This window comes from Myroides sp. LJL116 (genome assembly GCF_054871685.1).
The window spans coordinates 15,870-42,238 of record NZ_JBTXLR010000010.1; the positions used below are offsets into that span (position 1 = coordinate 15,870).

Below are 26,369 nucleotides of genomic sequence, written 5' to 3' on the forward strand. Positions count from 1 at the left end.
CATGACGAAAAATATTATTTTAACCAAAGAGCAAATTGATTTTAAAATCAAAAGAATTGCTTATCAAATATATGAGACTTTTGTAGATGAGCAGCAAATTGTAATTGCAGGTATTGCAAATAGTGGATATACTCTAGCGGGTAAGATCGCTGAGCAACTTATTCAGATCTCTGATATTAAAGTAGAGTTATGTGAGGTGAAGATTGACAAACAAAATCCTATCCGTCCTATTGAAACCTCGTTAGAGAGTAAAGACTATCAGAATAAGGCAATTGTTTTAGTAGATGATGTTTTAAATTCTGGGGCAACATTAATTTATGGAGTACGTCACTTTTTAGATGTGCCTATTAAAAAGTTAAAGACAGCTGTACTAGTGGATAGAAACCATAAAAAATATCCCGTTAAAGCGGACTTTAAAGGGATATCTTTATCTACATCTTTATTTGAGCATATACAAGTTGTCTTTGAAGATGACCAGCAGTATGCTTATTTAAGTTAATAAGGCTAGTTCTGCGGCTTGTTCTACTACTTGGTCGATTGATTTATCATCTATGGATAGAACGTGCTTTGCTTTATAGTAGAAGTAGCTTCTATCAAATAAGTGTTTAGCAATATAAGTTTCAAGAGTATCGTCCATTTTTTGATTTAAAAGTGGACGATGCTCTTTTGCTTTTTCTAATCTAGATGCTAAAGTTGCTATAGATCCTTTTAGATAAATAGAAGTGACTTGATCTAGTTTAAGCGCTAAATGATTATTGGCATAACATGGAGTCCCGCCTCCTAGACTTAATACAAAAGGAGTTTTTTGCTCTAGTAAGCTATGAAGTATTTCATGTTCTTTCTTTCTAAAATAGATTTCACCGTGTTCTTTAAAGATATCTGATACGCTTTTTCCCAGCTGTTTTTCAATTTGTTGATCTAAATCGATAAAAGGCAAGTGAAGTTGTTGTGCTAGTTTTTGCCCGATAGTGGATTTACCGGAGCCCATATACCCAAGTAGGATAATTTTTTTCATAAAATAATGTCTTGTTATATAGTGAGTTAGATTATGTGTTGAAATTTATTGCAAAAATAAAACAAATTTGTCGTGGTTTTCTAAAAAAACGTCCTATATTTGCACCCGCAATTAGGAATTGAAATAAAGACTCGATAGCTCAGTTGGTAGAGCACAACACTTTTAATGTTGGGGTCCTGGGTTCGAGCCCCAGTCGGGTCACAAAATCCTTTTTTTAAATATAAGGTTATTCTTTTTAAAAAGAATAAGTTTGCACAAACAAACTTTAAAAAAATTGTAAAGACTCGATAGCTCAGTTGGTAGAGCACAACACTTTTAATGTTGGGGTCCTGGGTTCGAGCCCCAGTCGGGTCACAAAATCCTTTTTAAACAAAGGTTGTTCTTTTAAAGAATAAGTTTGCACAAACAAACTCTAAAAAAATTGTAAAGACTCGATAGCTCAGTTGGTAGAGCACAACACTTTTAATGTTGGGGTCCTGGGTTCGAGCCCCAGTCGGGTCACAAAATCCTTTTTAAACAAAGGTTGTTCTTTTAAAGAATAAGTTTGCACAAACAAACTCTAAAAAAATTGTAAAGACTCGATAGCTCAGTTGGTAGAGCACAACACTTTTAATGTTGGGGTCCTGGGTTCGAGCCCCAGTCGGGTCACAGTTTAGGACAAGTCTATAATTTTAGACTTGTCCTTTTTTTTTGCCTTGTAATTTATGGTTGTCCTAATTCATAAAGACATTGGAAATATCTATCTTCCTATTAGAGTATACTCTATCTAATCCATTGTTTTTCAGTAGAACACATTGTAAATAAATGATTCCTTCCCTTTATGGAGTATTTAAATATTGTTATATCTTTAGCAAATACCACTGTTTTATATGGAAGAAACCAGTTTTTTAGTAGCCTTAGGGATTGCCTTTTGCATAACGATTGCATATTTGTTATTAGTTTGGATATTAAAAAGGCCTTCGGTTTATGATATAGAAGTTTATTATATTTTTGTTCCTGCTTTGGTTTTTATAGGATCGATAATACTCTACTATGTATTTATGTATTTTAAAAAAGCAGAGATATTACCTTGGTTTTATGTATGTTTAGGTCTTCTAGTTATTATGCTCTTATATAAATCAGGATTTGGTCAGATAGATATCCATCTTAAGAATTTACTTAACTCATCTAAAGTACCCAAGTATGACAGTAGCTATCAGGATATTAATCAAGAGCCAGTTGTAGGCAATGGCAACTATCTCCTTACTATGCAATTTAGTAGTGATGAGCCCATCAAGACCTGGTATAACTCTAAAAACGAACTTATTGTTATCACTGAAAAGGTGAAAGGTAATTCTCATTCGGATATTTATCAGGGGAGTGTTTATTGTGCTAAGTTGGATTTGGATGGAAATTTAGCGGATAGTTTATCCTATGTGCGCAACCGTAAAGGGGGATGGGATAGAGATCCTTTTTTTGTTGGTTATCATATAAACTTGGGTGATTTGACTTATCATACATGGGCTTTAGATGGAGACACGAGTAAACGGGGTATTTCTGTGATCAATGAAAATTTGCAAATGACTTTAGAGCAGCAAGAAAAAGAATATATCAACATAGCTAAGAACTATCTGTTTTTCACTGTTTATGGTACAGGTAGAAATAAGTATAGTATACTTGTTTTTATTGATCAAGGGCAGTGTAAAGCTTTCTATTTTGATTTTTATCCCCAAGATGGTTGGTTACAAAGTCGTGGTAATGCAAATAACAATATATTCACTACTTTTTCTAGAGAGAAATTAGAATGGGTACCTATAGAATCTGCTAATGTGCAGTACAAATATTATTACAAAGAAAAGCGTATTGGAGGTACCTCAAACATAGGAGGGAATACTAGAAGTACTAAATGGGAATATTGGGACGGAATTCTTTATACGGACTTATTGGTAGGTAGGGATACCATAAAAATCAAAGAAAAGCTATGGATGAACGATGATGGTTTTATGGATAATGTAACTATAAAAGGGAAGACTTTAGGTCATGTGGTGTTCACACCTTATATTCTATTGCAAGGTCCACAGGTAAACTATCAATTGTTAAATCGTGGTGACATAAATATACATGTCATACAGCCCAAGGCATTAAAAAAATAGAACAGGATAAAGGTATGTTAACTAAAAACAAATTCTGCCGGGATTCTTTTTAATGAAAAATAATGTTGAAGTTCATCCTTACTCTGCCAGTTAGGGTAGTTATAATTTAAAATAAAACTATCTTGTAGATATAAGAAAGGACAGTTTTTTTCATAACAAAAAAGAGTCTTCTAAAAAAAATAGAAGACTCTTTTTTATTATTATCCGTTAGAATAAATATCCAATTGGCTGTGACTGCGATCAGATTCGAACTGACACGTCTTGCGACACCACCCCCTCAAGATGGCGAGTCTACCAATTCCTCCACGCAGCCTTGTTGTTAGCTTTCCAATACATTATTGTTTTACTAATACAAAGGCAAAAGTAATAGAATAAATTTACTATGCAAGTCTGCAAGGTATTTTTTATAAACAGGATAGTGTTCTTTTTTCTAATTATATATATACTACTTTTTAGGTGCTCTCTTTTTCTTCGATTTGTTTATCGGAAGAATCATGAGATATATTATTTTGTTTATCAGATGTTTTACCGCTAGATATAAACAAGATAAGTGCTACCACTAATAATACACAAACGATTACGAATATAAGAATCATTAAAGCGCCATTACTAAAATTGTATAAGGGAATGTTGTTAAGAGCCATAGTATAAATTTTTAAATGAACTCTTACTAAATTAACTAATATTTTTAATATAAATTATGATAATTGTCATTATTATAGGTGATTTTTACATATCGAGACTTTTTTTTTGATATACTATGTGTTTGTGCGTTGTAAAAAAACAACATTATACTTGAAAATAGGGCGTTTTTTCTTTTTTTTATATTTAAATCCTAATTTAGTTTGTATATCAGTTCAAATAGTATAAATTTGCACTATAATAATCCGAAAGGAATTTTGGTAAAGACTCGATAGCTCAGTTGGTAGAGCACAACACTTTTAATGTTGGGGTCCTGGGTTCGAGCCCCAGTCGGGTCACAAAGCAAAGCTTCACAGTTAATGTGGAGCTTTTTTTATTTCTTTATATTGGGTAATACCACAATACAATATCATGAATAGTTTTCATTAGGTATAAATCCATATTTTTCAATCTATTTCCCAACGGCTTCTTGTGCATTCTATAATCGTATTTTATAAGTAAAGAAATCAAAGAAGTAATAGAAACTTAAAAAAACATCGACATAATACAAAATGGATAAAATAAATAAATATCAAACAGCAGTAATTTTAGTTGCCGTGGTTATTGGGCTTTTATTGGGACAAGTTTTTTTCATAGCTCATTATTCAGCAAAACTTATTGTACCACTTTTAATGGTTATGCTTTTTGGATTGTTTCTCACTATCAATATCAGTGAATTGAAAAGCTCGTTTTTAAACTTTAAATTTTCGCTGATAAGTATTGTTATCAATTTTGTTTGGACACCAATTTTTGCCTATCTGCTAGGATATCTTTTTCTTATTAACGATTTGCCAATATGGATAGGTTTTGTGATGCTTATGGTTACTCCCTGTACAGATTGGTATTTGGTATTTACTAGAGTTGCTAATGGGAATGTATCGTTATCAACTTCAATATTACCAGTAAACTTGATTTTGCAAGTTATCTTATTGCCAATATATCTGATGCTTTTTTTTAGAAAGTCAGGAAATGTAGAACTTACTTCCTTGGTAGAAAGTATTGCCTTGGTACTAGTTGTTCCTTTCTTCTTGGCATTTTTTGCCAAAAAAGTAGTTGGGAAGAACCGAAAAATGGATATAAGTCTGCTTGAGTTTTTTGAAAAGTCACAAGTACTTTTTTTAGCCTTGGCAATTGTAGCAATGTTTGCATCTGAGGGAAAAGACCTAATACATAATCCCGAATTAATCTTTAAATTAATTATTCCTGTATTATTGTTTTTTGCTGTCACTTTTATTTTAAGCCAAATAATCAGCCAAGTTTTTAAATTCAATTATGCCGATAAAGTAAGCCTTGTCTTAACTACAATGGCAAGAAACTCACCAATTTCATTAGCTATTGCAGTTTCTGCTTTTTCGGAAGAACCATTGATAGCATTATCATTGGTGATTGGGCCGTTAATAGAACTACCGATTTTGATTTTAGCATCACAAATTCTATTGAAAACAAAAAAGTAAATTCTATTTAGTTAAGGTTCAAAAGTAAGCTCTTCTGTTAAATGTATCCTTTTCAAAACTAAAGCATGTCTTTGTAAAGAATTATTGTTTTTTTAAAGTTTGGAAAAATCACATTTACAATAATCAACTACTCTATTTCGAAGTAGTTATATAAACAAAATTAATATGAATACAATTGCTAAGATTGAACCAAATTCAAAAAGCTAAATTATTGGAAGAATTGGAGGGAATATTTCTTATTGTTTGTAAGAGGACCCCAACCAATAAAGGACTAAAAGTTCTATGCTATATTTTTAAACCCTGAGAATTTATAATAATATTTTTCCATTTTTATTTCAAAGGCTTACGATACAATTTTTTCATGTAAATAGCGGTGAAGATTAAAATACGGACAAACTAACTGAAGTTTTATATTTAGTTATAGAGCTCTGTATTTGTATAAACATAATGAAATAGACAAAGTCATAGTTGGTTTTTGGCAGTATTCTTAAAGGTTGTACTATTATTTTAAGTCCGTTTTACATGTTGCGCTCCAGGACAAGCTTCACTATTACCAATAAGGCCTTAAGAGTTTATTACTAAGTTAAAAGCTACAACTAACCCTTTTTTAGGTATATTATTTTAATGACTGATATTATTGATAGTCGAAAGGAAGATCAGATTGTAATAATTACAGAATTAAATCTTTGATCGGTAAATCCATTTTTTGAATTAAGGTAGAAATATCACTATTGTTTAATTTGCCTTGTATAACAAAAATAATATGTTCTTTGTTAGGCAAGGTTGACTCACTAAATAATAGATAGTCGGAAAATTGTTTATCATTTCCATCTTGGTTTAGGTAAATCGTGATGATTGCCTGTTCACTTTTTTTACTGCTGTGTAGTTTTAGATTTTGTTTTGAAACATATTGATTGACAGCATCTTTCATTTGAGATTTTACAACACTGTCTTTGGTGGAATATACTCTTAGATTGTTGAGGTTTTTAACAACATCATAATAGGCCTTTTCTTTAGTATTAGAAGGGTCAATTTGAACATTCGACATCATATCTAACATTTTTTTGTTTACCAGGTAGCTATTGACTTGCTTACTATTATCGAATTTAGTAAAACTATCTTGAGCCCAACTATCTTGGATAAACAATAAAATAACCAGTAGATTTATATATGTTATAATTTTCTTCATATTTATTTATATAAATGGTTTAAAATGCTTCCTGTGTTTTTTCTTTATGTAATTAGAATCTAACTTATGCTAGTTGACCTTGCACAAGGAATTATTTATATAATGATTTAATACTACTAAATAAGGTACAATACCTTATTTAGTAAAGTAAAAGTAATAAGTTTTTTTTAGATAAGCTATTAATTAACATAGTGGTAGGGTAGAGCCAAGGAGTAAGGATTTTAGTGGAGTATTTGTAAATAAAGGTTATTTTTGTTTTTTATTTAATTCGACCTTATGAAATTTTTACACTATACGCTTGTTGTAAGTGCTCTTGCGTTATTTTTTGTTTCTTGTGAAAAGAAAATTACTGTGCCAACACAGGATAACCATAGCCATGAACAGTTTGAAAACCAAGTACTTTATGCTAAGGGCTTTTCATTGCGTAATTATCCAGAGTTTTCTATTTTAAATGTATCTCAACCATGGCAAGGTGCGAACCAAGATTTTACCTATGTTCTATATAAAGATATAACCAAGATACCAGACTCACTAAAGTCATATACAGGTATTCAAATTCCTATTAAAAATATTGTAGCTACCTCGACTACTCATTTACCAGGTATTGAACTTTTAGGTCAAAGTTCTTCTTTAGTGGGATTTCCAGGATTAGATTATATCTCTTCTGAGAATTTCAGGACCTTAATAGATAACAATAAAATAAAGGAGTTAGGGGCTAATGAAAGTTTAAATACAGAATTGGTTTTAGATTTAAACCCAGATGTTTTAGTAGCCTTTACTATGGACTCAGGTAATAAAGTTTTACAAACAATAAAGCAAAGTGGTATTCCTGTATTATATAATGGGGATTGGGTAGAACAACAAGCCTTAGGTAAAGCAGAATGGATAAAAGTATTTGGTGCCTTATATGATCAACAAGATAAGGCTAGTAGATTATTTAATCAAATAGAAGCTGATTACAAAGAGGTGTTATCCACTTTAAAGGAGGTATCTTCTTATCCAACTGTATTAAGTGGCGCAATGTATCAAGATGTATGGTATTTGCCACAAGGGCAAAGTTGGGCTGCTGAGTTTTTTAAGGATGCTAAGGCAGATTATTTATGGAAAGACTCTGTAGGTAGTGGTAGTTTAGCTTTGGGCTTTGAAGCAGTATTAGATAAAGGTAAGGATGCTGAATTTTGGATTAATCCAGGTGCTTTTGAGACATTAAAGCAAATGCAAGAGGCAAATGGGCATTATGCTAATTTTGCAGCATTTAAAAACGCAAAAGTATATTCTTTTGCTTTAACTAAAGGTAAAAATGGTGGAACCGTTTTTTATGAATTAGGACCAGCTCGTCCAGATTTAGTTCTAAAAGATCTAGCTGCGATTTTCCATCCTGAGTTGTTCCCTGATTATACTCCTATTTTTTATAAACAGCTTCCTTATGAGTAGAAAGAGCGCAAGCATATTATTGGCCTTATTTGTAGTGCTAATACTATGCTTTATTGTAAATATTTCTATTGGTGGAGTGAATATTCCCTTTAAAAGTATTCTTCAAGTTTTTGTAGGAGACCATGATGTGAAGTCTACCTGGAAATATATTATTTTAAATTACCGCTTACCAAAGGCATTTGCAGCAATACTAGTTGGAGTAGCTCTATCTATTAGTGGACTTTTAATGCAAACTTTGTTTCGCAATCCCGTTGCAGAGCCCTATATCTTAGGGGTAAGTTCTGGAGCAAGCTTAGGAGTAGCTTTTTTATTTTTAGGAGCATCCTTTTTGCCAAGTGGTTTACTTGCAATTTTTACCTCTAGTTATGGGGTAGCTTTTATAAGTATACTGGGAAGCTTTTTACTTTTATTATTGGTTCTAATGGTGAGTGCTAAAGTAAAAAATACTGTTACTATCTTAATTGTAGGTTTGATGTTTGGTAGCTTTACAAATGCAATAATAAGCATACTTAGTTATTTCAGTAATGCAGAGGATTTAAAGCGCTTTAGCTTTTGGTCTATGGGAAGCTTAGGAAATCTATCCTATAGTGTGCTGGGTATTTTTTTTGCTGTTGTTTGCATAGGCTTTTTTAGTGCTTTTGGGCTTATTCGAAGTTTAGATGCAATTTTACTTGGCGATAATTATGCAAGTTCCATGGGAATACCCGTTAAAAAACTAAGAAATAGCATTATAATAATCACTGCACTTTTAGCTGGGGCATCTACTGCTTTTGTAGGACCGATTGCCTTTATTGGATTAGCAGTGCCTCATATGGGAAGATTAATTTTTAAGACAAGTAGTCATAAGGTTTTACTATTATCTTGTCTTTTGTTAGGACCTGTTATCTTATTGATTTGTGATAGCCTTACTCAAATTAATAGCGATCGTTTTTCTTTACCTATAAATGCTATTACTTCTTTATTTGGAGCTCCAATTGTAGTTTGGCTTTTATTAGGTAAATCATCTAGAAGATTTTAATAAAGTAGTTTAAAACAATAAAATAAAATAAAAAACTTATGCATCGATAGTTTTGCTTTATCTTTGCTGGTTGTAAATAGTTAATATGAAGTTCGATTTATTACATACCGATGCACAATCTAATGCACGTGCCGGTAAAATTACCTTAGATCATGGTGTAATTGAAACACCTATTTTTATGCCCGTTGGTACGGTAGCTACTGTAAAAGGGGTTCATCAAAAAGAATTAAAAGAAGAAGTAAATCCTGATATTATTTTAGGTAATACCTACCACTTGTATTTACGTCCAAAAATGGAAATTTTAAAACAAGCTGGAGGATTACATAAATTCATGAACTGGGATAGAAATATTCTAACAGATAGTGGAGGCTTCCAAGTGTACTCTCTATCAGCTAATCGTAAGATTAAAGAAGAAGGGGTGAAGTTCAAATCTCATATTGATGGATCTTACCATTTCTTTTCTCCAGAGAGTGTAATGGAAGTGCAAAGAACCATTGGTGCTGATATTATTATGGCATTCGATGAGTGTACACCATATCCATGTGACTATCATTACGCAAGAAGATCGATGCATCGTACTCACCGTTGGTTAGATAGATGTATTAATCATTTAGAGAAAGTGCCAGAGCACTACGGTTATTCTCAGACTTTTTTCCCAATTGTTCAGGGAAGTACTTATAAAGATTTAAGAAAACAATCGGCTGAATATATTGCAAATGCAGGAGCATTAGGAAATGCTATTGGAGGTTTATCTGTAGGGGAACCTGCAGAGGAAATGTACGCAATGACAGAAATTGTTTGTGATATATTACCAAAAGAAAAACCTAGATACTTAATGGGAGTAGGTACTCCTATAAATATCTTAGAAAACATCGCCTTAGGTGTAGATATGTTTGACTGTGTAATGCCAACTCGTAACGCAAGAAACGGAATGCTTTTCACTGCAGAGGGAACAATCAATATTAAAAACAGAAAATGGGCGGATGATTTTTCTCCTATTGATGCTAATGGTTATACTTGGGTAGATACAGAATATTCTAAAGCATATTTACGTCACTTATTTTCTGCGGATGAATCTTTAGGTAAACAAATCGCAACTATCCATAATTTAGGATTCTACATGTGGTTAGTTAGAGAAGCACGTCGCCAGATCATCGCTGGAACTTTCACTATGTGGAAAAATGCAATGGTTCAAAAAATGGGTAGACGTTTATAATAAAAAAAAGAAGATCAAAAGAGTAAGTTATGAAGATTATCGATTGGTATATTCTTAAACGATACTTGGTAAACTTTACAGTAATGCTAATGCTATTTGTGCCCATCGGAATTGTGGTGGATGTCTCAGATAGGATTAATAAAATAATCAACAATAACGTACCTCTTGAGGCGGTATTGTTGTATTATTTAAACTTTACTATCTATTTTGCCAATATGTTATTTCCAATTTTCTTATTTATTTCCATTATTTGGTTTACATCCAAGTTGGCGAATAATTATGAGATTATTGCTATTTTGAGTTCGGGGATATCGTTTAATCGTTTTTTACGCCCTTACTTTATTGGGGCAACCATTGTATCTGTATTTGCTTTAATCATGTCGATTTTTATCGTACCAAGGGCAAGTGCGGGTTATAATGACTTTCGCTATAAATATCTTACTCGAAGTGAGGTAAGGGAATCTCAAAATGTCTACAGGCAAATTAGTGAGAATGAGATTATCTATGTGAGTAGTTTCTCTTTCGCAAGTAAAACAGGCTATGATTTTCTTTTAGAAGAAATGGATGGCAATACTTTAAAGAGTAAAGTTACCGCTAGTAGAATTGTATGGGACCCTGAAACGGGTAGTTATATTCTACATGATTACTTCAAAAGAACGGTAGGTAGTGGTAACCAAGACGATATTTTAGAAAAAGCTCATAAAAAGGAAATTGCTTTAGATTTTGACTTAGATGACTTAACTCCTGTTGTATATGCAGCAGAGACGATGTCTTTAAAGAATTTAAAGGCCTTTATAAAAAAGGAACAATTAAGAGGATCTTCTAACATCAATACTTATTTGATTGTTTTATATAAAAAATACAGCATTCCGGTATCGGCTTTTATTTTAACCATTATTGCTGTTTCTGTTTCCTCTATGCAAAGAAGAGGAGGTATGGGAGCAAATTTAGCAATTGGTATAGCCTTAGCCTTTATCTATGTCTTTTTTGACAAAGTATTTAGTGTACTTGGAGAGGCTTCTAGTATTCCGCCATTATTGGCAGTTTGGATTCCAAATATAGTATTTGGACTTTTGGGTATTTATCTATTAAACAATGCGCGCAGATAAGATTAAAAGTTATATGTATCTCCATATAATCGTTTTTATATGGGGATTTACAGCTATTTTAGGCCACTTAATCAGTTTAAGTGCTTTGCCTTTGGTTTGGTATAGAATTGCTATTGCTATTATCACCCTAGTACTGGTTTTTGTTTTAGGTAAGCGTAGTTTTCTATTACCTAAAAAACGCCTATTACAAATTTTAGCTGCTGGTGGGGTTATTGCACTACACTGGCTGACTTTCTTCTGGGCCATTAAAGTATCTAATATTTCCGTAACTTTAGCCTGTTTATCTACAGGGGCTTTTTTTGCCTCTATCCTTGAACCCATATTTTATAAACGAAAGATAGTTTATTATGAGGTTTTTTTAGGACTTGTAGTTATGGCAGCCCTAGGGCTTATATTTAGCGTTAGTGGACATTTCGTAGAGGGAATAGTATTAGCATTATTTGCTGCTTTTCTTTCTGCATTATTTTCAATTATTAATGCGAAACTAGTAGAACATAGCCCTGCCTATTTAATAACCTTTTATGAAATGGTGGGTGGATTTATTATTTTATCCTTAGTTTTACTTTTTAGCGGAGGTTTTACTTTAGAGTTTTTTGATGTGAGTTACCAAGATTGGTTTTGGTTATTTATATTAGGAGTCTTTTGTACAGCTTTTGCATTTTTGGGATCTGTTTATATATTGAAGGACTTAAGTCCATATACAGTAATGTTAACTATAAACTTAGAACCAATTTATGGTATTTTATTAGCGCTGATTTTATTTAAGGATTCTGAGTCGATGAACTCCACTTTTTATCTTGGAGCGGCTTTAATTCTTAGTACTGTTATAGCTAATGGAATTTTAAAAAATAGAAAAAAGAGAAAACTTGCTGTTAAATAGCTTATCTATTAGCGGAAACTTTTATCTTTGTAAATTGTAATTGAAACTAAAACCTATTCGTAAATGGAATATTTAGATTTTGAACTTCCTATTAAAGAACTTGAGGAGCAGTTAAAAAAATGTACGTTGATTGGTGAAGAGTCTGATGTTGATGTAACAACGACTTGTAAACAAATCGAAACAAAACTTGAAGAAACAAAAAAGAGCATATACAAAAACTTAAGCGCTTGGCAGCGTGTTCAATTGTCTAGACATCCTAATAGACCTTACACAATTGATTATATTAAAGCTTTATGTGGAAATACTTTTTTAGAGTTATTCGGGGATAGAAACGTAAAAGACGATAAAGCAATGATTGGTGGTCTTGGTAAGATCGGAGATCAAAGTTTTATGTTTATTGGACAACAAAAAGGATATAATACCAAAACAAGACAATATCGTAATTTTGGTATGGCTAATCCAGAAGGTTATAGAAAAGCATTGCGTTTAATGCAAATGGCTGAAAAATATAATGTGCCAATTGTTACTTTAATAGATACTCCTGGAGCTTACCCTGGTTTAGAAGCAGAAGAAAGAGGACAAGGAGAAGCTATTGCTCGTAATATCTATGAGATGTTCCGTATTAAAGTGCCTATCATCTGTATTATTATCGGAGAAGGTGCCTCAGGTGGAGCATTGGGAATTGGTGTAGGAGATAGAGTTACTATGTTAGAAAATACTTGGTATTCTGTAATTTCTCCGGAGTCATGTTCTTCTATTTTATGGAGAAGCTGGGAATACAAAGAAACAGCAGCAGACGCTTTAAAACTAACTTCTTATGATATGAAGAAAAACAAGTTAGTAGATGCTATTATTGCTGAGCCTCTTGGAGGAGCACATTCAGATAGAGAAGCAACATTCTTAGCTGTTAAAAATTATATAGTAGACACATATGCTGACCTTAAGAAGTTACCTACAGAAAAGCTTTTAGATAAGCGTATGGAGAAATACTTCGATATGGGAGAATATAAAGAATAAGTATTTATTCTTACTAATGAATAAGAATCCGAGATCTAATCTCGGATTTTTTTTGCTCTAAGTATTTTTATTTTTTACAGTGAATAAAATTAAAAAAAGGCTTATTTTCGCATTATGGAACACGCAAATGAAATACGCCCAATGAAGTCTTTTTCAAAAGAAGTTATTTCTTTTGAAAAAGGAAAACTACCACCTCAAGTTATTGATTTAGAGGAGGCAGTGCTGGGTGCAATGATGATTGATAAAAAAGGAATTGATGAGGTAATAGATATCTTACAACCTGAGGCTTTCTATAAAGAATCTCATAAATATATTTTTGAAGCTATAGATCAGTTATTTGTTGGTAACCAACCAATTGATCTTTTAACAGTATCTTCTCAATTACGTACCAACGGTAAATTAGAGGCTGTAGGAGGGGAGTATTATTTAGTAGGGTTGACACAAAAGATAACCTCTTCTGCTCATATTGAATTCCACTCCCGTATTATTTTACAGAAATTTATTCAACGTAGTTTAATTAGAATTTCTAATGAAATAATTGAAGAAGCATACGATGAGACTAGCGATGTTTTTAATCTTTTAGATAAAGCAGAAGCTAAGTTATATGAAGTTACTCAAGGAAATATTAAGAAGAGTTCAGAAACAGCTCAATCCTTAGTAGCTCAAGCAAAAAAGCGTATTGAAGAAATTAGTACCAAAGAAGGGTTGAGTGGTCTTCCTACAGGATTCCATAAGTTAGATGAATTAACCTCGGGATGGCAGCCAAGTGATTTAATTATTATCGCTGCACGTCCAGGTATGGGTAAGACAGCTTTTGTTTTATCAATGGCTAGAAATATTGCCATTGATGCTGGGCAAGGTGTAGCAGTGTTCTCTTTAGAGATGTCCTCTGTACAGTTAATTACCCGTTTAATATCTTCTGAAACAGGGCTTAGCTCTGAAAAATTACGTACCGGTAAATTAGAGAAACACGAATGGGAGCAACTTAACGTTAAGGTAAAAGACTTAGAACGCGCTCCTTTGTATATTGACGATACGCCATCTTTATCCATTTTTGATTTACGTGCTAAAGCAAGACGTTTAGCTTCTCAACATGGTATTAAACTTATTGTTATTGACTACTTGCAATTAATGACAGCTGGTGGAAATCAAAAAGGAGGAGGGAATCGTGAGCAAGAAATTTCCACTATTTCACGTAACCTTAAAGCATTAGCTAAGGAATTAAATATCCCTGTTATTGCCTTATCTCAGTTATCTCGTGCAGTGGAGACTCGTGGTACTTCTAAAAGGCCATTATTATCGGATTTAAGGGAGTCTGGAGCAATTGAGCAAGATGCGGATATCGTTTCCTTTATCTATCGTCCAGAGTACTATAAAATTGATGAATGGGATGATGAAGAACGCACTCCAACTCAAGGTCAAGCAGAGTTTATTATTGCTAAGCACAGAAACGGTGGATTGGATAATATTCGTTTAAAATTCTTAGGTCAATTTGGTAAGTTCGACAACTTGGAAGATGATATGTTATCCGATGGAGGAATGTATTTTTCTGCAATGAATGAAGAGTCAAGGACTCAAGGAGGCTACAATAATCTTGCAAATAATTTACCGCCAGCAAATCAGGTATTTAATAATGCAAATGACGATGATGTTCCTTTTTAAAAAGAACATAATAAAATAAAGTAAAAAAAAATAAGCTAATGAGAAATCATTAGCTTATTTTTTTATGTATTGTAAGTTGGCATATTGCCAATTTAAATGTTTTAAACATTTTTCTATATATGCTTTACTATCATTAGGGTAGGTCGGCATATAAGCATGTTCCCATAGGTCTATTCCTAAGAGTATTTTTGCTCCACCTATAGTACTAAGTGGGTTTTCATTATTAGGGGTCCAAAGGATCTCTAAAGCGTTATTAGGTCTTTTAATTAACCAAACCCAACCAGAACCTATTTGAGAAAGAGCTGTTTGTTTAAATTGAATATTAAACTGATCAATAGAACCAAAATTGTCGTTTATGGCCATTAGAATCTCTTCTTTAGGAGTAGTTTGATGTATAGGATCAATACTTAACCAGTAGATGTTATGATTGTAATAGGCCCCGCTTAGATTTTTAACTTCGGGGTTATCCTGTTTCACTTTTTTTAGAATATCCACAATACTATCTTTTTCATAAATAGTATTGTGAATAGCTGTATTTAACGCATTTGCATATGCTAAATGATAGTTCTGATAATGAGTAAAGGCAGTCTTTGGATCTACAATCCTAAACTCCTCGAAGTCATAGCTTAGTCCAGGCATATCAAAGGGACCTTGATTGGTTTTGATATTTGCAGGGTCTGTGAATTCAGATTTCTTAATAACAAAGGATTCTCTTTCAGGGATTTCAATCTCTGTTGAGGTTTCTTTGGTATCACAGTTTATTGCAAGCCCACTTAATAATAATAAAACAAAAAAATGTTTTCTATTCATTACTTTGGTTTGGATCTAAGATTTGTTTTGCTAGTTTAATATATTCCTCTTTAGCCTGAGTTGTTGTTAAATGACTTACTTGAGTCCAAGCATTGAATTTAAAAGCTTTTTTCAGATTTCCTGACATATCTTCAAAATCTCTATGACTTAAACCGTTTGTAGCTTGTTTATAAAAAGCATAAATTCTTAACATTACATCTGGAGCAAGATTTACTGCTTCGTTAGAAATGCGAATATATGCTTCATGGAATTCTTTATCTAAAGTGTTCATCACTTATTTATGTACTATTTGTGTTATATTACCAATTGCCTTTTGATTCAATACGACTTCTACATTAGTACCTAAAGGTAAATATAGATCGACTCTTGATCCAAATTTAATAAAACCTGCATCTTGGCCTTGTTCAACTTGTTGTCCTACTTTTGCATAGTTTACAATCCTTCTTGCTAATGCTCCTGCTATTTGACGGTACATTACTTCTCCAAATACAGGGTTATCTATTACAACGGTAGTTCTTTCATTTTCTTCACTTGCTTTTGGATGCCAAGCTACTAAGTATTTACCTGGATGGTATTTACTATATTTTACCTCTCCGCTTAAAGCGTATCTAGTAACGTGAACGTTAATAGGAGACATAAAAATAGAAACCATTAATCGCTTATCCTTAAAGTACTCTGGTTCGAAAACTTCTTCAATAACTACTACCTTTCCATCTACAGGAGCTAATATAGTATTGTTATTAGGTTGTATGGATCTGTTTGGATTTCTAAAAAACTGTAAGACTAAGCATAAGAATACTAATACTATGGATTGAATAGTCATTCTTAGCCAAGGCATATTTATTAAAAAATCTGCTGCAATTATCAATACAACTGCTACTACTAAAGAGTAAAAAATAATTTTAGTTCCTTCTTTGTGAAACATGATTATAATATTTGAAAAATTATATACAAAAATGGGGCTACAAATATAACACTATCTAGACGATCTAAAATACCTCCGTGACCTGGCATAATGTTACCACTGTCCTTTACTTTAGCCATCCTTTTAAAGTGCGATTCCACTAAGTCTCCAATTGTGCCAAAAATTCCCACAAAAATAGCACTACTTATCCATATTGTAATAGAAAAAAAGCTAAAAAATTGACTAAGTATAATTGCGGCTATAATACTGAAGAAAATACCACCTAAAAAGCCCTCAATTGTCTTTTTAGGAGAAATTCTTTCTAGTAGTTTTCTTTTTCCAAAATTCTTACCTACGATATATGCAAAAGTATCATTTGTCCAAATTAGGATAAAGATGCCTATAATGACCTGTGGGGTATAACCCTCTTGGGTAAAAGGTAGGAAAAGTAAACAAAGAAAAGGAGCTATAATATAGCCCAGAAAAATAATAAGTTTAATAGGAAAAGTTCTATTAGGAGTAGCCTTTGAAAATAACTCAGCTACTAAAGCTAGCAGTATTAAGATAGAAACACTTGCTATGGCAAATATGGGTAAAATGGTTTTATCAAAAAAGTAAAGCCCAAGGCTCGCTAGAGTTAGTCCCAGGGAAATAACTTTAGAAAAATGTATTAGTTTTGAAAATTCATATGCTGCTACTAGCATAAAAAAACTAAAAAGTATTTCAAAAGAAATACTTGAAAATAAAGTGGCCCCAATAAGTAATGCTATATAGATAACACCTGATATGGCCCGTGTAAGAGTTTCTGACATTTTATAAATCTTCTAATAGTAATAAGTATAGATTTTTTGGAGTTCTACCGTAACTTAAAAAATCACTCTCTACAGCTGAAGGTTTAAAGCAATTAAAAGCGGTTATATTGCTAGGTAAGCAACTTCCATACTTCTTTTTAATTTCTCTTAAACCATCGCTTTTTGATCTAGTGATTTGACTTGTTTTTGCAATGACCACAATATTGCTAGGTAAGTGATTTGCTTTATTATCTTTTAACTGTCTATCGGAAAATAGAATTGCCCCATCATCTGCGATTAAGCTTTCACAGGAAGCAATAAAAAAGATAGGTTGATTAACATCTTGGAAATTAATATTGTTTTCCTTTAGTAAGGAAAAAATATTATTCTCATAAGTTAATGCCTCTTTTTCAAACCAGTCGTTTTCTACAAGAATGTTAATAAAAGTTTCCTCCAATTCATCGTTGGAGTCACAATACAAAAATTTTCCACCATTACTTTTGAAGTTAATAGTGAAGAGTTCGTCTACAGGTGTTTCTTTCGGAGGGAGGTATTGGCCTCTTTTCTCTTTTTCTGGTTCTGTATCAGATGGTGTATTTTGAAAAACTTTTAATAGCTTCTTAAAAAAACTCATACGAATATGATAGAGATATTTAAATAAAATTCATTTGGTAGTCAAAGATAAAAAAAAACTTAACTTAAAGCATTGTTTTAAGTTAAGTTTTTTCGTTTATCGATTAGTGCATGAATGTTTATTCCTGCACTGGAGTATCGCCTTGAGGTGTAATAGGTTTATCTGTTGGATTTTGTATTACTTCCTGTTCTTGATTCTGAGTTTGTTCAACCTGTTCTTGGTGAACAATGTCTTGAACATTACTAATTTCTTGTTCTACTTCTTTATCAAAAGGTCTTTTTCCAAATATACTTTCTAAATCTTTTTGAAAGATTACTTCTTTTTCACAAAGTAAATCAGCAAGCTGAATTAACTTATCGCGATGCGTAGTTAAGATTTCTTGTGCTCTTTGGTATTGACCTTCAATTAATTTAGAAATCTCTTGATCAATTAATAAAGCAGTATTTTCAGAATATGGTTTTGCAAAATTATATTCACTCTGACCAGAAGAATCATAATAAGTAATATTACCTAACTTTTCATTCAAACCATAAATGGTAACCATTGCCTTGGCTTGTTTAGTTACTTTTTCTAAATCGCTTAAGGCACCAGTTGAAATTTTGTCAAAGACAATTTTTTCTGCTGCACGACCTCCCATAGTTGCACACATTTCGTCCAACATTTGTTCTGTACGTACAATTTGACGTTCTGCAGGTAAATACCAAGCAGCCCCTAAACTTTGTCCTCTAGGCACAATGGTAACCTTTACTAAAGGTGCCGCATGTTCACACATCCAGCTCACTGTAGCATGTCCAGCTTCATGAATAGCAATTGCATACTTTTCCTCTGGAGTAATGATTTTGTTTTTCTTCTCTAAACCTCCGATAATTCTATCTACAGCGTCTAAGAAGTCTTGCATATCTACTTGTGTCTTGTTCTTTCTAGCTGCTGTTAAAGCTGCTTCGTTACAAACGTTAGCAATATCTGCTCCGGAGAATCCTGGAGTTTGTTTAGCTAAAAAGTCAATATCAAGGTTATCTACTTTTTTAATCTTTCTTAAGTGAACATTAAAAATAGCTTCTCTTTCTTTAACATCTGGTAAGTCCACATAGATTTGACGGTCGAATCTTCCAGCACGTAAAAGGGCTTTATCTAGAATTTCAGCTCTATTGGTTGCAGCAAGTACGATAACGTTAGTGTGAGAACCAAAACCATCCATTTCTGTTAATAGTTGGTTTAATGTATTCTCTCTTTCGTCATTCGAACCAGAGAAGTTACTCTTACCTCTTGCTCTACCAACAGCATCAATTTCATCAATGAAAATAATAGCAGGTGATTTTTCCTTAGCTTGTTTAAATAAGTCTCTTACTCTTGAAGCTCCAACCCCTACAAACATTTCTACGAAGTCTGATCCTGATAATGAAAAGAAAGGAACTTTAGCTTCTCCAGCAACTGCTTTAGCTAATAAAGTTTTACCTGTTCCCGGAGGTCCAACTAAAAGTGCTCCTTTAGGAATCTTTCCTCCAATGTTTGTATATTTTTCCGGGTTTTTTAAGAATTCAACGATTTCAACGATTTCTTCTTTTGCACCTTCTAATCCAGCTACATCTTTAAAAGTAACTTTTACATCATTTTTTTCATCGAAAAGTTTAGCTTTAGATTTTCCAATAGAGAAAATCTGACCACCTCCGCCACCGGCACCTCCTCCAGACATACGTCTCATCATAAATAGCCAGAAACCAATTAAGATTACAATTGGTAGGAAGCTAAATAGGATGTCACCCCAATTACTTTCAGGTTCAGAGTTAAATTCTGCCAGTTTGTCATCATTAACCGCTTGGTCTAGCTTTTCTTGTAGGATTTTTGGATCTCCAATGTCAGTAATGAATTGAGGACCATTATTATCTCTACCTAGCATAGATTTCTTTTGAAGTTTTTCAAATTCAGGTAATTGTAAAGCTTCTTTGTTTACATATACCTTAGCTACACTTCTATTAAAGTCTACTTTTTCTATATACCCTTTTTCAAGGTATTCATATAATTTAGACAAGCTTAATTGACGTGAATCGCCTAAGCCACTGCCGTTCGTTAAAAGTTGTATAACCAAAATAATCACAATTACACTTCCGTATAATACCCAAGGATTAAATTTTGACTTATTTGGTTTTGGTTTCATATTTCCTGCCATGAAAAATAGTTTTAATTAGTATTGGCTATCAATTCTGGTGATTTTAGCATCTCCCCATAAGTTTTCTATTTGGTAATAATCACGAATATGTTTTTGGAAAATATGAACAACTACATTCACATAGTCCATCAGTACCCATTCAGAGGTTACCTCTCCTTCAACATGCCATGGTTTATCATGTAATTCTTTCGAAACTACTCTTTGGATAGAATTAGAAATAGAATTTACTTGTGTACTAGAGTTACCTTCACAGATAATAAAATAATCGCAAGGGGTATTATCAATATCTTTTAAATCAATAATTGTAATATTCTCTCCTTTTACTGCTTCAATACCTTTTATAATATTAGCAATTAATTCGTCGTTGTTGATTTGTTTGTCTGCCATCTATTTTTTTCTGCGATTTTACGCGATTAATTATATTTGTTGTCTAATTTTGGCCTCAAATATAGTGAATCGCTTTAGATTTGTCTATAATAATTTTATATGAATATAATCAAACTCGATGCCATAGGTTCAACAAATACTTATTTGAAAGAACTTTTGATGGTCAGTAATTTATCGAATCTCACCGTAGTGACAGCCCAGAGGCAGCTAGAAGGCCGTGGTCAAAGAGGAACAAAATGGGTTTCGCAAGAGGGTAGTAGTCTAAGCTTTAGTGTATTAGTGAAAGATTCATTAAGCGATGTTAGTCAAATATTTGACCTAAATATTCTAGTAGCATTAAGTGTTTTACAAGGTATAAAGAAATGCTGTAATTTATCTTTAGCTATTAAATGGCCTAACGACATTTTGGCAGATAATAAGAAAATAGCTGGTATTTTAATAGAAAATAGTATAAAATCCTCTACAGAAATAGTTAGTATTGTAGGAATTGGTATAAATGTTAATCAGCAAAACTTTGATGATTTACCTCAGGCTAGTTCTTTGAAACTACTTTGTGGAAATCCTTTTGATAAAGAAATAGTGTTGCAAAGTGTATTAGAATGCTTAAGTGAGAATTTAGAGCAGCTAAAAAGTGGTAATGCTGCAGATTTATGGAAGTTATACCATGATTTTTTATATCAAAAGGACAAATTAGCCTATTTTGAGCTACCGGATAAAACCTTGATTCAAGGTTATATTCAAGGTGTTAGTCCAAATGGGTTATTGATAGTGGAATTGCCCCAAGGGAACATAGAGTACTTTGGATTAAAGGAAATAAAAATGATCTATTAAAAAAAAGGCTATATAAGAATTTTCTTATATAGCCTTTTTTTTATTTTTCACTTGGTTGAAATTTTAAAGAAACAGAGTTCATACAATATCTATTACCTGTTGTTTCTATAGGTCCATCTTCAAAGACATGTCCTAAGTGTCCTTTGCAATTAGCGCAAATTACCTCTACACGATTCATACCATGACTGAAGTCTTCTATATACTCTACAGAACCCTCTATGGCTTTATCAAAGGATGGCCAACCACAATGTGCGTCAAATTTAGTTTCAGAGTCAAAAAGTAGTGCATTACATCCTGCACAATGATAAGTACCTTTTTCATATAAATTATTATACTCTCCTGAAAAAGGTGGTTCTGTTCCTTTTTGTCTTAATACGTAAAATTGCTCTGGTGAGAGATCTTTCTTCCATTGCTCTTCTGAAGTGTTTTTATCTTTTTTCATTTGCTGTGAATTTTGAGTAGTACCTTTTTGTTGACATGCTAAACAAGATAGTCCAATTAACAGAAATAGTAAAAGTATTTTGCCTGTATGACTATTCATCTTTTATAAAATCCATTATTTTTTCAATCACTTTTCTGTCCCCAAGTATTTTGCGGTGACCAAGGCCTTCTGTGATTAAAAGTTTAGCGTCTGGTTTTTGTTTCTTAATTTGGTAAGCAGCCTTTACTGGAACATCATAATCATCTGTATCATGAACGATAAGTAAAGGGATGTCGATTTCTTTGGCTTTTAAGTGTACACAATAATCTTGCATTTTTTGATTGAATTGTTTTTCGAACTTATCTTTGATCAATTGTGCAATTTGTGGCTTTAATTCTACTTGTTTGACAAAGTCATCTATTACATCTTCTACTACATCTCCACTTCCAATGATAACTGCTTTTTTGGCTTTTAAGCCTCTTGCTAATGCATTAACTGTTGTCATTCCTCCTAAAGAATGCCCTACTACTAAATCAAAAGGTCCGAATTGTTCTTGAACCTCTAAAGCACTAGCGATAAATTCTGCTAGATTCGTTTTGGTATTAGGACTTTTTCCGTGACCAGGTGCATCGAAAGCTATAACGTCATAGCCTTGTTTGGTTAGCATATTAGCGATGGTAACCATTTGAGTTGCTCGGCCATTCCACCCATGTATAAGTAATGCTTTTTTATTCGCCTTTACATTACTACCATATTGGTAAACATATATATCTTTAGCTATTTCTAATACACTAATACGAGAAATGATACTTTTCTCAAGCATTTCTTTTTCTCTTTTTGGTGCTTTGAATTTAATAGGGGTAATAAAAAGATTTTGCGCAAATTTTGACGCTAACTTTTTAGAGAAAAACTGTATGATCTTTCCTGTCACTATTATGGTCTTAGGAACTTCTAAAGATTGCTTTGGTTTTTGGTTATTCATTAGTTAATTGATGTTTGATGTAAAATTACAAAATTTTATTGCGATGTAGCATTTAATTTTGTTAATGGGGCTTTTAAGTACTGTAAATGCTGAGTTGAGACCTATTTTTTAGAGTTGGTTATAGAGGTTAGTAGGTAGGGGAAAGCTAAGTTAAATGCAAAGGTGCATTTGAAATATAAAATATAAACTCTTTTTACTCATGGCTAAAAAAAGCAGATATGGGTAGTATTTGAACACCAAAGTAAGGGGATAATAGGCAGTCGAAAAATAGCAACTACTAAAGAGAGAAAACAATAAAAAAATGTTATAATTTTGAAAAAAAAGACACAATGAAGAAAATAAGTATTTTACTAGGTAGTATGTTTTTACTAATAGGATGTGCAACTAATCCATTTACAGGGAAGAAGACCATGGCTTTGACGCCGAATTCTTCTTTATTTCCAATGTCTTTCCAACAATACGACGACTTTTTAAAGGAACATAAAACTATAAGCGGTACTAAAGATGCTCAAAGAGTAGAGGAGGTCGGAAAGCGACTAAGTCAAGCAGCAGCTTTGTGGTTAGATGCAAACGGGTATAAAGATTACTTAAAGGACTATCGTTGGGAGTATAAATTAGTACAAGATGATCAAATTAATGCTTGGTGTATGCCAGGAGGAAAAATAGTATTTTTTACTGGTATTTTACCAGTTTGCCAAGATGATGCAGGTATTGCTACTGTTATGGGCCATGAGATTGCCCACGCACTAGCCAATCATGGGCAACAAAGGATGAGTGCGGCAATGCTTCAGCAAGGAGGTGCAGCTGCAGTTGGTTTGTTAACGCAAAACTCTAGTCCTTTGGCTCAACAAGTTTGGTCTACTGTATATGGAACAGGCACACAAGTTGGAGCAATGCTACCTTTTTCAAGAGCAAACGAGACTCAAGCAGATGAAATTGGTCTAACTCTAATGGCTATAGCAGGATATAATCCAAGTGAAGCAGTAGATTTTTGGGCTAGAATGGCAGAAAAAACGGGAGGAGATTCAGGTAGTTCATTTATGAGTACTCACCCAGGGAATCAACAAAGAATAGAAAACTTAAAGCGTCTTGTGCCAAAAGCAAAAGAACAAGCAGCTAAATTTGGAGTGTTTTATACTAAGTAGTCCTCTACCTTAAGTCTTAAAAATGTTTTTATGAAATCGAACTTTGTCAAAGGGGATAAGCGTTTATTGAAAGCTTGGGCTTTTTATGATTGGGCAAATTCTGTTTATTCTTTAGTTATTTCGTCCTCTATTTTTCCCTTGTTTTATGGAGTTTTGTTCAGAGAAATAAACCAAGATAGCCTAACTATATTGGGATATAGTATCAAAAGTGAGTCTGTAATAGGATATACAACTGCTTTGGGGTTTTTAATCATTGCAATATTATCTCCTATACTATCGGGAATTGCCGACTACTTAGGTACAAAGAAATTCTTTATGAAATTCTTTTGCTACTTAGGAAGCATAAGTTGTATGTCTTTGTACTTTTTCAATTTAAGTGATGCTCTACTAAGTCTTTTAGTTTACCTATTAGGATTAGTAGGTTTTTGGGGGAGTTTAGTTTTTTATAACTCCTATTTACCAGAAATAGCCTTTAAAAAACAGCAAGATAGTGTAAGTGCACTTGGGTTTGCTTATGGGTATATTGGAAGTGTTGTTTTACTGCTAATAAATTTGGCGTTAATAATGAACTCAGATGCTTTAGGTATTTCAAGTCCTACCCAAGCAATGCGATATAGTTTTGTATTAACTGGACTTTGGTGGCTGGGCTTTAGTTTTTATACTTTTAGGGTTTTACCTGATTTTAAAAACAATAATAAGCTTTCTTCTAAGATTGTTTTTAATGGTATTTCTGAACTGAAAAATGTTTGGAGACAGTTCTCTAATCAAATTGCGATAAAGAGATTCTTAGTGGCTTTTTTCGTTTATAGTATGGCAGTGCAGACTGTGATGATTATAGCAGCTTATTTTGGAGAAAAGGAAATTGCATGGCAAAGTGAATCCCAAAGAACAAGTGGTTTAATTATAAGTATTTTAGTTATTCAACTTGTGGCTATTGCTGGGGCATTTGTAACTAGTAAAATTTCAACGAAAATTGGCAATATATATACGCTTTGTATTTTAAATGCGTTATGGATAATAGTATGTGGCTATGCTTATACAATAAAGACACCTGATCAGTTTTATATTGCAGCGGCAAGTGTTGGATTAATTATGGGTGGTATTCAAGCCTTATCTAGGTCTACTTATTCAAAATTGCTTCCAACCACTAGTGATACTACTTCTTATTTTAGTTTTTACGATGTAACTGAAAAAATAGGTATTGTAATAGGTATGTTAATGTTTGCACTGATTAGTGACTTGACTGGAAAGATGCAAAATGCTATCCTTTTTTTAATTCTGTTTTTCGCCTTAGGACTTGTTCTACTGTGGAGGGTTCCGGGTAAATCTAAGATAATTTAAAAGGAAATAATTAGTAAATTATAATAATAAAAGATAACTTTAATAAAGTTTAGTAAACAAAAAATATGAACAAAATATATTCCATAGCTAAAGTATTTGTCTTTGCTCTTGTAGCATTAGGGATGAATGCTTGTCAAGATGAACCTGTAGATCCTTATTTAAAAGATAGTGATGTAGTAGGTAAGCCTGTTGTTAAAGTAGTTATAGAAGATACTGAGGAGATATTTCGCGAGGATATATTTGCTACAGTAAATAAAAAAGGAGAGTTTAAGTTAATCGTAAATGATTTAATGCAAAGACAAGATTCTTTACAACTATTTACAAGACTTTTTCAAGTTGGAATCTTTCCTGGAGCAAGTAACCCGTCGCTTTATTGGAACCAAGAATTGGACTTAACTTATAGTTCGGTTGATCCTAAACGTCCTGGTTATGTTACTGGATTTGTCAAAATGGAGTACATCAATAAACGCGCTCATGTAGTTAATGGAGATTTTGATTTAACGATGATTCCAATGGGTAATGAAAATGATTCTATTAATGGTGGAGTAAACCCTTCTATACAAAGTTTCAAAATATCTGGAAGCTTTGTAGATCTACCTTATAAAAGGGCTGAGCCTTATTATTTAGAAGCAGAAATTAATGAGGAGATTTTCAGAAATAACAATGCCAATCTAACTTTGAGCGAAAATAGCTTTATAATAAAAGCTATTGGAGTGGATAATCCAGAGATGGAAATCGAGATTACCCTTCCTTCGGACCAGATTAAACAAGGCCAAGTATATGATTTTTCCCAACCAGGTTTTTCTGCGGTGTATTTCTCTGAAAATGGAGTTGGATATGATTTAGGAAAGACCAATGGTACATTTACTGCTAACTCAAGGATTAGTATTGATTTATTGGAAAATACCCAAGAGGGTAATGGATTCTTAATGGAAGGTAAATTTACTTTAGAACTTCACCCTATAGAACAAGGTAAGGATCCTTTGTTAATAGAGTTTGGAAGATTTAAATTAAGTACACAAGAACAATAGTTTCTTATATGTATTGCATTATAGAAAATCCCTAAAGAAATTATAGGGATTTTTTTGTGGCATAAAGATTGACTTATTACTAAGTGAATAAGAACGGAATAAATGTATAATATTGTCT

Annotated in this window: 25 protein-coding genes and 6 tRNA genes; 19 read left to right on the forward strand and 12 right to left on the reverse strand. The window is 32.7% G+C overall.

Annotated features, from left to right (window positions below; translation table 11 throughout):
• The first annotated feature begins 1 nt into the window (after window position 1).
• Entirely contained in the window at window positions 2-499 is a 498-nt protein-coding gene (locus tag ACYSNM_RS08765) for a phosphoribosyltransferase family protein (protein WP_461756554.1), read from the forward strand.
• Here the strand turns inward: ACYSNM_RS08765 and ACYSNM_RS08770 are convergent.
• Window positions 491-1,015 carry a shikimate kinase gene (locus tag ACYSNM_RS08770; protein ID WP_461756555.1) on the reverse strand — a complete coding sequence of 175 codons (525 nt, stop codon included), beginning with the start codon at window positions 1,013-1,015 and terminating at the stop codon, window positions 491-493. The genes ACYSNM_RS08765 and ACYSNM_RS08770 overlap by 9 nt on opposite strands.
• A 128-nt stretch (window positions 1,016-1,143) precedes the next feature.
• On the opposite strand from ACYSNM_RS08770, the gene ACYSNM_RS08775 reads away from it, so the two are divergent.
• From ACYSNM_RS08775 to ACYSNM_RS08795, 5 genes are all read left to right on the forward strand, one after another.
• A tRNA-Lys gene (locus tag ACYSNM_RS08775) sits at window positions 1,144-1,216 on the forward strand.
• Between the two features lie 80 nt (window positions 1,217-1,296).
• Window positions 1,297-1,369 (forward strand) — tRNA-Lys (locus tag ACYSNM_RS08780).
• Between the two features lie 74 nt (window positions 1,370-1,443).
• A tRNA-Lys gene (locus tag ACYSNM_RS08785) sits at window positions 1,444-1,516 on the forward strand.
• Between the two features lie 74 nt (window positions 1,517-1,590).
• Window positions 1,591-1,663, forward strand: a tRNA-Lys gene (locus tag ACYSNM_RS08790).
• 221 nt (window positions 1,664-1,884) lie between these two features.
• Window positions 1,885-3,147 (forward strand): hypothetical protein, encoded by a 1,263-nt coding sequence (locus tag ACYSNM_RS08795; protein ID WP_461756556.1) that lies wholly within the window; start codon window positions 1,885-1,887, stop codon window positions 3,145-3,147.
• A 231-nt stretch (window positions 3,148-3,378) separates the two neighbouring features.
• Here ACYSNM_RS08795 and ACYSNM_RS08800 read toward each other — a convergent pair.
• Window positions 3,379-3,460: transfer RNA gene (locus ACYSNM_RS08800), tRNA-Leu, on the reverse strand.
• Between the two features lie 594 nt (window positions 3,461-4,054).
• On the opposite strand from ACYSNM_RS08800, the gene ACYSNM_RS08805 reads away from it, so the two are divergent.
• A tRNA-Lys gene (locus ACYSNM_RS08805) sits at window positions 4,055-4,127 on the forward strand.
• 213 nt (window positions 4,128-4,340) lie between these two features.
• Window positions 4,341-5,282: an arsenic resistance protein gene (locus tag ACYSNM_RS08810; RefSeq protein ID WP_461756557.1), complete on the forward strand. Its 942-nt coding sequence runs from the start codon at window positions 4,341-4,343 to the stop codon at window positions 5,280-5,282.
• Window positions 5,283-5,952: 670 nt separating this feature from the next.
• Here the strand turns inward: ACYSNM_RS08810 and ACYSNM_RS08815 are convergent.
• Entirely contained in the window at window positions 5,953-6,471 is a 519-nt protein-coding gene (locus ACYSNM_RS08815) for a DUF4252 domain-containing protein (protein ID WP_461756558.1), read from the reverse strand.
• Between the two features lie 276 nt (window positions 6,472-6,747).
• On the opposite strand from ACYSNM_RS08815, the gene ACYSNM_RS08820 reads away from it, so the two are divergent.
• The 7 genes from ACYSNM_RS08820 to dnaB all read left to right on the forward strand — a co-directional run bounded on the left by ACYSNM_RS08820 (window position 6,748) and on the right by dnaB (window position 14,807).
• Window positions 6,748-7,905, forward strand: a complete 1,158-nt coding sequence (locus tag ACYSNM_RS08820; RefSeq protein ID WP_461756559.1) for an ABC transporter substrate-binding protein — start codon at window positions 6,748-6,750, stop codon at window positions 7,903-7,905.
• Window positions 7,898-8,923, forward strand: coding sequence for an iron chelate uptake ABC transporter family permease subunit (locus ACYSNM_RS08825; protein ID WP_461756560.1), 1,026 nt, complete (start codon window positions 7,898-7,900; stop codon window positions 8,921-8,923). Before ACYSNM_RS08820 ends, ACYSNM_RS08825 begins: the two co-directional genes overlap by 8 nt.
• A gap of 85 nt (window positions 8,924-9,008) precedes the next feature.
• Window positions 9,009-10,139 (forward strand): tRNA guanosine(34) transglycosylase Tgt, encoded by a 1,131-nt coding sequence (gene tgt, locus ACYSNM_RS08830; protein ID WP_461756561.1) that lies wholly within the window; start codon window positions 9,009-9,011, stop codon window positions 10,137-10,139.
• 29 nt (window positions 10,140-10,168) lie between these two features.
• Complete coding sequence (locus ACYSNM_RS08835; RefSeq protein ID WP_461756562.1) at window positions 10,169-11,248, forward strand: LptF/LptG family permease; 1,080 nt, start codon at window positions 10,169-10,171, stop codon at window positions 11,246-11,248.
• Window positions 11,235-12,128: a DMT family transporter gene (locus tag ACYSNM_RS08840; protein WP_461756563.1), complete on the forward strand. Its 894-nt coding sequence runs from the start codon at window positions 11,235-11,237 to the stop codon at window positions 12,126-12,128. The genes ACYSNM_RS08835 and ACYSNM_RS08840 overlap by 14 nt, the downstream gene beginning before the upstream one ends.
• Before the next feature lie 63 nt (window positions 12,129-12,191).
• Entirely contained in the window at window positions 12,192-13,145 is a 954-nt protein-coding gene (locus tag ACYSNM_RS08845; protein ID WP_461753111.1) for an acetyl-CoA carboxylase carboxyltransferase subunit alpha, read from the forward strand.
• A 114-nt stretch (window positions 13,146-13,259) separates the two neighbouring features.
• Window positions 13,260-14,807: a replicative DNA helicase gene (gene dnaB, locus ACYSNM_RS08850; protein ID WP_461756564.1), complete on the forward strand. Its 1,548-nt coding sequence runs from the start codon at window positions 13,260-13,262 to the stop codon at window positions 14,805-14,807.
• 54 nt (window positions 14,808-14,861) lie between these two features.
• On the opposite strand, the gene ACYSNM_RS08855 is transcribed toward dnaB, so the two are convergent.
• From ACYSNM_RS08855 to rsfS, 7 genes are all read right to left on the reverse strand, one after another.
• On the reverse strand, window positions 14,862-15,617 hold the full coding sequence (locus tag ACYSNM_RS08855; protein ID WP_461756565.1) for a superoxide dismutase: 756 nt from the start codon (window positions 15,615-15,617) through the stop codon (window positions 14,862-14,864).
• The gene (locus ACYSNM_RS08860) at window positions 15,610-15,888 is read right to left on the reverse strand and encodes an acyl-CoA-binding protein (RefSeq protein WP_461756650.1); all 279 of its coding nucleotides are present in this window, start codon (window positions 15,886-15,888) and stop codon (window positions 15,610-15,612) included. The genes ACYSNM_RS08855 and ACYSNM_RS08860 overlap by 8 nt, the downstream gene beginning before the upstream one ends.
• Window positions 15,889-15,891: 3 nt before the next feature.
• Entirely contained in the window at window positions 15,892-16,542 is a 651-nt protein-coding gene (locus ACYSNM_RS08865) for a phosphatidylserine decarboxylase family protein (protein ID WP_461756566.1), read from the reverse strand.
• 2 nt (window positions 16,543-16,544) lie between these two features.
• On the reverse strand, window positions 16,545-17,333 hold the full coding sequence (locus tag ACYSNM_RS08870; protein WP_461756567.1) for a phosphatidate cytidylyltransferase: 789 nt from the start codon (window positions 17,331-17,333) through the stop codon (window positions 16,545-16,547).
• A 1-nt stretch (window position 17,334) separates the two neighbouring features.
• Window positions 17,335-17,946 carry an LUD domain-containing protein gene (locus tag ACYSNM_RS08875; RefSeq protein WP_461756568.1) on the reverse strand — a complete coding sequence of 204 codons (612 nt, stop codon included), beginning with the start codon at window positions 17,944-17,946 and terminating at the stop codon, window positions 17,335-17,337.
• A gap of 118 nt (window positions 17,947-18,064) precedes the next feature.
• Entirely contained in the window at window positions 18,065-20,113 is a 2,049-nt protein-coding gene (gene ftsH, locus ACYSNM_RS08880; protein ID WP_461756569.1) for an ATP-dependent zinc metalloprotease FtsH, read from the reverse strand.
• Window positions 20,114-20,128: 15 nt separating this feature from the next.
• Window positions 20,129-20,500 (reverse strand): ribosome silencing factor, encoded by a 372-nt coding sequence (gene rsfS, locus ACYSNM_RS08885; protein ID WP_461756570.1) that lies wholly within the window; start codon window positions 20,498-20,500, stop codon window positions 20,129-20,131.
• Window positions 20,501-20,599: 99 nt separating this feature from the next.
• Between rsfS and ACYSNM_RS08890 the strand changes: the two genes are divergently transcribed.
• On the forward strand, window positions 20,600-21,331 hold the full coding sequence (locus ACYSNM_RS08890) for a biotin--[acetyl-CoA-carboxylase] ligase (protein ID WP_461756571.1): 732 nt from the start codon (window positions 20,600-20,602) through the stop codon (window positions 21,329-21,331).
• Between the two features lie 40 nt (window positions 21,332-21,371).
• Here ACYSNM_RS08890 and msrB read toward each other — a convergent pair whose 3' ends face one another.
• Together msrB and ACYSNM_RS08900 are read right to left on the reverse strand one after the other, a co-directional pair.
• Window positions 21,372-21,872, reverse strand: coding sequence for a peptide-methionine (R)-S-oxide reductase MsrB (gene msrB / locus ACYSNM_RS08895; protein ID WP_461756572.1), 501 nt, complete (start codon window positions 21,870-21,872; stop codon window positions 21,372-21,374).
• On the reverse strand, window positions 21,865-22,734 hold the full coding sequence (locus ACYSNM_RS08900) for an alpha/beta hydrolase (protein ID WP_461756573.1): 870 nt from the start codon (window positions 22,732-22,734) through the stop codon (window positions 21,865-21,867). Before ACYSNM_RS08900 ends, msrB begins: the two co-directional genes overlap by 8 nt.
• A gap of 329 nt (window positions 22,735-23,063) precedes the next feature.
• On the opposite strand from ACYSNM_RS08900, the gene ACYSNM_RS08905 reads away from it, so the two are divergent.
• The 3 genes from ACYSNM_RS08905 (at window position 23,064) to ACYSNM_RS08915 (ending at window position 26,251) form a co-directional block, all read left to right on the forward strand.
• On the forward strand, window positions 23,064-23,879 hold the full coding sequence (locus ACYSNM_RS08905) for a M48 family metallopeptidase (protein WP_461756574.1): 816 nt from the start codon (window positions 23,064-23,066) through the stop codon (window positions 23,877-23,879).
• Between the two features lie 30 nt (window positions 23,880-23,909).
• Complete coding sequence (locus tag ACYSNM_RS08910; protein ID WP_461756575.1) at window positions 23,910-25,220, forward strand: MFS transporter; 1,311 nt, start codon at window positions 23,910-23,912, stop codon at window positions 25,218-25,220.
• Between the two features lie 65 nt (window positions 25,221-25,285).
• Window positions 25,286-26,251, forward strand: coding sequence for a hypothetical protein (locus ACYSNM_RS08915; RefSeq protein ID WP_461756576.1), 966 nt, complete (start codon window positions 25,286-25,288; stop codon window positions 26,249-26,251).
• The last annotated feature ends 118 nt before the right edge of the window (window positions 26,252-26,369 follow it).

What these genes read in the sequence shown, in the direction of transcription:
- ACYSNM_RS08765 (WP_461756554.1), top strand. Translation starts at nt 2, where the DNA reads ATGACGAAAAATATTATTTTAACCAAAGAGCAAATTGATTTTAAAATC.
- ACYSNM_RS08770 (WP_461756555.1), bottom strand. Translation starts at nt 1,015, where the DNA reads ATGAAAAAAATTATCCTACTTGGGTATATGGGCTCCGGTAAATCCACT.
- ACYSNM_RS08795 (WP_461756556.1), top strand. Translation starts at nt 1,885, where the DNA reads ATGGAAGAAACCAGTTTTTTAGTAGCCTTAGGGATTGCCTTTTGCATA.
- ACYSNM_RS08810 (WP_461756557.1), top strand. Translation starts at nt 4,341, where the DNA reads ATGGATAAAATAAATAAATATCAAACAGCAGTAATTTTAGTTGCCGTG.
- ACYSNM_RS08815 (WP_461756558.1), bottom strand. Translation starts at nt 6,471, where the DNA reads ATGAAGAAAATTATAACATATATAAATCTACTGGTTATTTTATTGTTT.
- ACYSNM_RS08820 (WP_461756559.1), top strand. Translation starts at nt 6,748, where the DNA reads ATGAAATTTTTACACTATACGCTTGTTGTAAGTGCTCTTGCGTTATTT.
- ACYSNM_RS08825 (WP_461756560.1), top strand. Translation starts at nt 7,898, where the DNA reads ATGAGTAGAAAGAGCGCAAGCATATTATTGGCCTTATTTGTAGTGCTA.
- tgt (WP_461756561.1), top strand. Translation starts at nt 9,009, where the DNA reads ATGAAGTTCGATTTATTACATACCGATGCACAATCTAATGCACGTGCC.
- ACYSNM_RS08835 (WP_461756562.1), top strand. Translation starts at nt 10,169, where the DNA reads ATGAAGATTATCGATTGGTATATTCTTAAACGATACTTGGTAAACTTT.
- ACYSNM_RS08840 (WP_461756563.1), top strand. Translation starts at nt 11,235, where the DNA reads ATGCGCGCAGATAAGATTAAAAGTTATATGTATCTCCATATAATCGTT.
- ACYSNM_RS08845 (WP_461753111.1), top strand. Translation starts at nt 12,192, where the DNA reads ATGGAATATTTAGATTTTGAACTTCCTATTAAAGAACTTGAGGAGCAG.
- dnaB (WP_461756564.1), top strand. Translation starts at nt 13,260, where the DNA reads ATGGAACACGCAAATGAAATACGCCCAATGAAGTCTTTTTCAAAAGAA.
- ACYSNM_RS08855 (WP_461756565.1), bottom strand. Translation starts at nt 15,617, where the DNA reads ATGAATAGAAAACATTTTTTTGTTTTATTATTATTAAGTGGGCTTGCA.
- ACYSNM_RS08860 (WP_461756650.1), bottom strand. Translation starts at nt 15,888, where the DNA reads ATGAACACTTTAGATAAAGAATTCCATGAAGCATATATTCGCATTTCT.
- ACYSNM_RS08865 (WP_461756566.1), bottom strand. Translation starts at nt 16,542, where the DNA reads ATGTTTCACAAAGAAGGAACTAAAATTATTTTTTACTCTTTAGTAGTA.
- ACYSNM_RS08870 (WP_461756567.1), bottom strand. Translation starts at nt 17,333, where the DNA reads ATGTCAGAAACTCTTACACGGGCCATATCAGGTGTTATCTATATAGCA.
- ACYSNM_RS08875 (WP_461756568.1), bottom strand. Translation starts at nt 17,946, where the DNA reads ATGAGTTTTTTTAAGAAGCTATTAAAAGTTTTTCAAAATACACCATCT.
- ftsH (WP_461756569.1), bottom strand. Translation starts at nt 20,113, where the DNA reads ATGGCAGGAAATATGAAACCAAAACCAAATAAGTCAAAATTTAATCCT.
- rsfS (WP_461756570.1), bottom strand. Translation starts at nt 20,500, where the DNA reads ATGGCAGACAAACAAATCAACAACGACGAATTAATTGCTAATATTATA.
- ACYSNM_RS08890 (WP_461756571.1), top strand. Translation starts at nt 20,600, where the DNA reads ATGAATATAATCAAACTCGATGCCATAGGTTCAACAAATACTTATTTG.
- msrB (WP_461756572.1), bottom strand. Translation starts at nt 21,872, where the DNA reads ATGAATAGTCATACAGGCAAAATACTTTTACTATTTCTGTTAATTGGA.
- ACYSNM_RS08900 (WP_461756573.1), bottom strand. Translation starts at nt 22,734, where the DNA reads ATGAATAACCAAAAACCAAAGCAATCTTTAGAAGTTCCTAAGACCATA.
- ACYSNM_RS08905 (WP_461756574.1), top strand. Translation starts at nt 23,064, where the DNA reads ATGAAGAAAATAAGTATTTTACTAGGTAGTATGTTTTTACTAATAGGA.
- ACYSNM_RS08910 (WP_461756575.1), top strand. Translation starts at nt 23,910, where the DNA reads ATGAAATCGAACTTTGTCAAAGGGGATAAGCGTTTATTGAAAGCTTGG.
- ACYSNM_RS08915 (WP_461756576.1), top strand. Translation starts at nt 25,286, where the DNA reads ATGAACAAAATATATTCCATAGCTAAAGTATTTGTCTTTGCTCTTGTA.